Here is a 4,682-nt window from a genome sequence, read left to right on the forward strand (position 1 = left end):
TACGAGATCGGTGGCATGCAGCTGCCCTGCACGGTGGAGATGGCGGCCAACACCTTCTTCTCCAAGGCCAGCATTGGCCTGGGTGGTGGCGGCATGCTGACCGCCGGCAACGCCAACCTGCTGATGGCGCACGGCACGCCGCTGCAGCAGGAGGTGTTCGCGAAGAACGAGTTCGCCGGCCGTTTCTTCGGCACCATGTGCCTGTCCGAGCCGCAGGCCGGATCGAGCCTGTCGGACATCCTCACGCGCGCCACGCCCGATGGCGACGGCTTCGAGAGCGACCCGCTGGGCCCGCGCTACCGCCTGCGCGGCAACAAGATGTGGATCAGCAACGGCGAGCACGAGCTGACCGAGAACATCGTGCACCTGGTGCTGGCCAAGATCCCCGGGCCCGATGGCAACTTGATCCCGGGCACCAAGGGCATCTCGCTCTTCATCGTGCCCAAGAAGCTGGTCGACACGCAGGGCGCGCTCACCGGAGAGCGCAACGACGTGGCGCTCGCTGGCCTCAATCACAAGCTCGGCTACCGCGGCATCCCGAACACGCTGCTCAACTTCGGCGAGGGCAAGTACCCCGTGCGTGGCAAGCCGGGCGCCATCGGTTACCTGGTGGGCAAGCCGGGCGACGGCCTCAAGGCCATGTTCCACATGATGAATGAGGCGCGCATCGGCGTGGGCCTGGGCGCGACCATGCTGGGCTATGCCGGCTACGAGGCCAGCCTCGACTACGCGAAGGGCCGCCCGCAAGGCCGCCCCATGGGCGTGGGCGGCAAGGACGCCACACAGAAGCAGGTGCCGATCATCCAGCACGCCGACGTGAAGCGCATGCTGCTCGCGCAGAAGTCGTACTGCGAAGGCGCGCTGGCGCTGGCGCTGTACTGCTCGCGCCTGGTCGACGAGTTGCACACCGGTGAAGGCGCGGCCAAGGCCGAAGCCGGGCTGCTGCTGGAGATGCTCACCCCCATCGTCAAGAGCTGGCCCAGCGAGTGGTGCCTGGAGGCCAACAGCCTGGCCATCCAGATCCACGGGGGCTACGGCTACACGCGCGATTACCCGGTGGAGCAGTACTGGCGCGACAACCGCCTCAACATGATCCACGAGGGCACGCACGGCATCCAGGGGCTGGACCTGCTGGGCCGCAAGGTGGTGATGGACGGCGGCAAGGGCCTCGCGCTGCTGGCCGCCAAGGTCAATGCCACCATCGAGCGCGCGCTGCAGACGAAGGAGTGGGCCGAGGCCGCCAACGCCCTGGCCGGCATGCTCAAGCTGCTGGGCAACACCACCAAGGCGGCCTGGGCCACCGGCCTGCCCGAGGACGCGCTGGCCAATGCCACGCCTTACCTGCAGGGCTTCGGCCACACGGTGCTGGCGTGGATCTGGCTCGACCTCGCGCTGTGCGTGCAGGCCTCCAAGGCCGACGAGAACCTGCGCCAGGGCACGCTCGCCGCCGCGCGCTACTTCTTCCGCTACGAGTTGCCGCGTGTGCCGGCCTGGCTCAAGGTGGTGGAAACGCGTGACGACACCTGCCGCGGCATGCAGGAAGCCTGGTTCTGACAGCGGCGCATCCCCCATGAAGACCAGCACGATCGACACGCTGATCTGGGTGCTGATCTACGGCGGCCTGCTCGGTGTGGGCCTGGGCCTGTCGGTGCAGCGCACCGACGACGGGCTGGGCACCGGCGTGGCCATCGGCGGCGGCATCGTGGCCGTGCTCGGCTTCGCGCTCATCTATGTGCGCTCGCGCATGAAGGAACAACCCTCTCCAACCCAAGACAACAAGACACCATGAGCACCCCCATCCAGAAGCTGTTCGACCTCAGCGGCAAGACCGCCCTCGTCACCGGCGGTTCGCGCGGCCTGGGCCTGCAGATCGCCGAGGCCTTGGGCGAGGCTGGCGCGCGCATCCTGCTCACCTCGCGCAAGGCGAGCGACCTGGAAGAGTCGGCTGCGCACCTCAAGGCCAAGGGCATCGATGCCCTGTGGATCGCCGCGGACGCGAGCGTGCCCGAGGAGATCCAGCGCATCGCCTCCGACGCGATGGCCCGCCTGGGCCATGTGGACATCCTCGTCAACAACGCCGGCGCCACCTGGGGCGCTCCGGCCGAGGATCACCCGCTCGAAGCCTGGGACAAGGTGATGAACCTCAACATCCGCAGCATCTTCCTGATGAGCCAGGCCATCGGCAAGCAGAGCATGATCCCGCGCCGCCAGGGCCGCATCATCAACGTGGCCTCGATCGCCGGCCTCTCCGGCGCTGGCCCCGACATCCAGTACATCGCCTACGGCACCAGCAAGGGCGCGGCGGTCAACTTCACGCGTACGTTGGCGGGAGAGTGGGGCAAGTACGGCATCAACGTCAACGCGCTCGCGCCGGGCTTCTTCCCGAGCAAGATGACCAAGGGCACGATCGAGCGTGTCGGTGCCGATGCGATGGCCGCCAAGGCACCGCTGCAGCGCATCGGCGGCGACGACGACCTGAAGGGCGCCGCGCTGCTGGTCGCGTCCGAGGCGGGGCGCCACATCACGGGGCAGATCCTCGCCGTCGACGGCGGCGTGTCGGCGGTCCACGGCGGCTGACACATGCTGACCGAAGCGCGCATGCGGGCCGAGCGCCGGGCCGCTCCCAAGCCGGCCCGCGCCCCCGCGGGGGGCCGGATGGCGTACTCGCCAGCCGAGGGGCTGTCATGAGCACGTTCCACACCCACATCCCCTTCGTCGAGCTGCTGGGCATGGAGCTGCTCAAGTTCGAAGACGGCGAGGCGGAGATCGCGTTGCCGCTGCGCGAGGAGTTGTGCAACTCGTGGAGCGTGGCGCACGGCGGTGTCACCATGACCCTGCTCGACGTGACCATGGCGCACGCGGCACGCAGCCTCGACAAAGGCAGTGACGAAGGCCGCAGCAACGGCATCGGCGTCGTCACCATCGAGATGAAGACGAGCTTCATGCGCCCCGGCCTCGGCCGTCTGCTGGCCAAGGGTCGGCGCGTGCATGCCACGGCCTCGCTGGCGTTTTGCGAAGCCTCGGTGTTCGACGAGAAGGGTGCGCTGGTGGCGCAGGCCAGCGGCACCTTCAAGTACCTGAAGGGCCTGCCGGCCGGCGGGCGCAAGATCCTGCGCAACAACGCGTCGGACTGACGCACGACCTGACGAGAGGCGGCCATGCAGACCCATGAAGTGTTCAACCAGCCGCAGCCGCTGACCGATCGCAACCTCTTCACCGGCAACCAGGCCTTGCGGGATGCGCTGCGCTTCAATGCGCCGGCACTTGCTACCGACGAGTTGCAGCGCATCGGTGAGCGGGCCGGCAGCGAAGCCATGCAGACGCATGCGCGCCTGGCCAACGTGCACACGCCGCGGTTGCTGACCCACGACCGATTTGGCCACCGCGTCGACCAGGTCGAATTCCACCCGAGCTACCACGCGCTGATGGAGCTCGCTGCCACCTCCGGCCTGCACGGCGCGCCGTGGGCCGAAGGCGAGAGCGCTCATGTGCGCCGCGCCGCAGGCTTCATGCTTTGCACCGAGCTGGAGCCGTCGATCCTCTGCCCGATCTCGATGAGCTACGCCGTGGCGCCCGCGCTCAAGGGCAACCCGGCCATCGCCGCCGAGTGGGGCCTGAAGCTCACGCAGCGCAGCTACGACCCGAGCTTTGCCCCAATCTCGCTCAAGACCGGCGCCACCATGGGCATGGGCATGACCGAGAAGCAGGGCGGCTCGGACGTTCGCGCCAACACCACCCAGGCCCGGCACGACGGGCGTGACGGCTGGGGCGAGCGCTATCGGCTCGTCGGCCACAAGTGGTTCTTCTCGGCACCCATGTGCGATGCCTTCCTGGTGCTGGCGCAGGCGCCGGCCGGGTTGAGCTGCTTCTTCCTGCCACGCTGGCGGCCCGATGGCAGCATCAACGACATCCGCATCCAGCGATTGAAGGACAAGCTGGGCAACAAGGCCAACGCCAGCTCCGAAGTGGAGTTCGACGGTGCGCACGCCTGGCTGGTCGGCGAAGAAGGGCGGGGTGTGCCGCAGATCCTCGAGATGGGCACGATGACCCGGCTCGATTGCGCGCTGGGCACCAGCGGGTTGATGCGCCATGCCTTGTCGCTTGCGCTCAACCACACGTCGCAGCGCCAGGCCTTCGGCAAGCGGCTGATCGAGCAGCCGTTGATGCGCAACGTGCTGGCCGACTTGGCGCTGGAGAGCGAAGCCGCCACCGCGCTCAGCCTGCGCCTGGCGCGCGCCTTCGACCACCCCGGAGATCCGCGCGAGGCGCTGATGGCGCGCCTGCTCACGCCGGTGGCCAAGTACTGGGTATGCAAGCGCGGCAGCCACTTCGCGCAGGAGGCCATGGAGTGCCTGGGCGGCAATGGCTACGTCGAAGAACACGGTGAGGGCGTGATGGCGCGCATCTACCGTGAGATGCCGCTCAACTCCATCTGGGAGGGTGCCGGCAACATCATGGCGCTCGACCTGCTGCGCGCGCTGCGCAGGGGCGGGCCGATCGCCGATGCGCTGATGGCCGAGCTGGCACCGGCGCGCGGCGCGCACGCGGCCTTCGACCGCTTTGCCGATTCGCTGCCGCAGCGCGTGGACGATGCCAGTGCCGAGACCGATGCGCGCCGCCTGGCGCAAGACGTGGCGCTTGCCGTGCAGGCGGCGCTGCTGAAGCAGCATGCGCCCGACTTC

5 protein-coding genes are annotated in these 4,682 nt (G+C 68.5%); all 5 read left to right on the forward strand.

Annotated features, from left to right (window positions below; all coding sequences use genetic code 11):
- Positions 1-1,554, forward strand: a 1,554-nt coding sequence (locus VFL64_RS01430; RefSeq protein ID WP_489538594.1) for an acyl-CoA dehydrogenase family protein, incomplete at its 5' end; no start/stop codon positions are given.
- 16 nt (positions 1,555-1,570) lie between these two features.
- Positions 1,571-1,789 (forward strand): hypothetical protein, encoded by a 219-nt coding sequence (locus VFL64_RS01435; protein ID WP_489538595.1) that lies wholly within the window; start codon positions 1,571-1,573, stop codon positions 1,787-1,789.
- Positions 1,786-2,577, forward strand: coding sequence for an SDR family oxidoreductase (locus VFL64_RS01440; protein WP_489538596.1), 792 nt, complete (start codon positions 1,786-1,788; stop codon positions 2,575-2,577). Before VFL64_RS01435 ends, VFL64_RS01440 begins: the two co-directional genes overlap by 4 nt.
- 107 nt (positions 2,578-2,684) lie before the next feature.
- Positions 2,685-3,134: a hotdog fold thioesterase gene (locus VFL64_RS01445; RefSeq protein WP_027693277.1), complete on the forward strand. Its 450-nt coding sequence runs from the start codon at positions 2,685-2,687 to the stop codon at positions 3,132-3,134.
- Positions 3,135-3,158: 24 nt separating this feature from the next.
- Positions 3,159-4,682: isovaleryl-CoA dehydrogenase (locus VFL64_RS01450; RefSeq protein WP_489538597.1), on the forward strand; the 1,524-nt coding region annotated here is incomplete at its 3' end.

It is taken from the genome of Rhizobacter sp. (assembly GCF_035702065.1).
Classification (GTDB): Bacteria; Pseudomonadota; Gammaproteobacteria; order Burkholderiales; family Burkholderiaceae_C; genus Rhizobacter.

What these genes read in the sequence shown, in the direction of transcription:
- VFL64_RS01435 (WP_489538595.1), top strand. Translation starts at nt 1,571, where the DNA reads ATGAAGACCAGCACGATCGACACGCTGATCTGGGTGCTGATCTACGGC.
- VFL64_RS01440 (WP_489538596.1), top strand. Translation starts at nt 1,786, where the DNA reads ATGAGCACCCCCATCCAGAAGCTGTTCGACCTCAGCGGCAAGACCGCC.
- VFL64_RS01445 (WP_027693277.1), top strand. Translation starts at nt 2,685, where the DNA reads ATGAGCACGTTCCACACCCACATCCCCTTCGTCGAGCTGCTGGGCATG.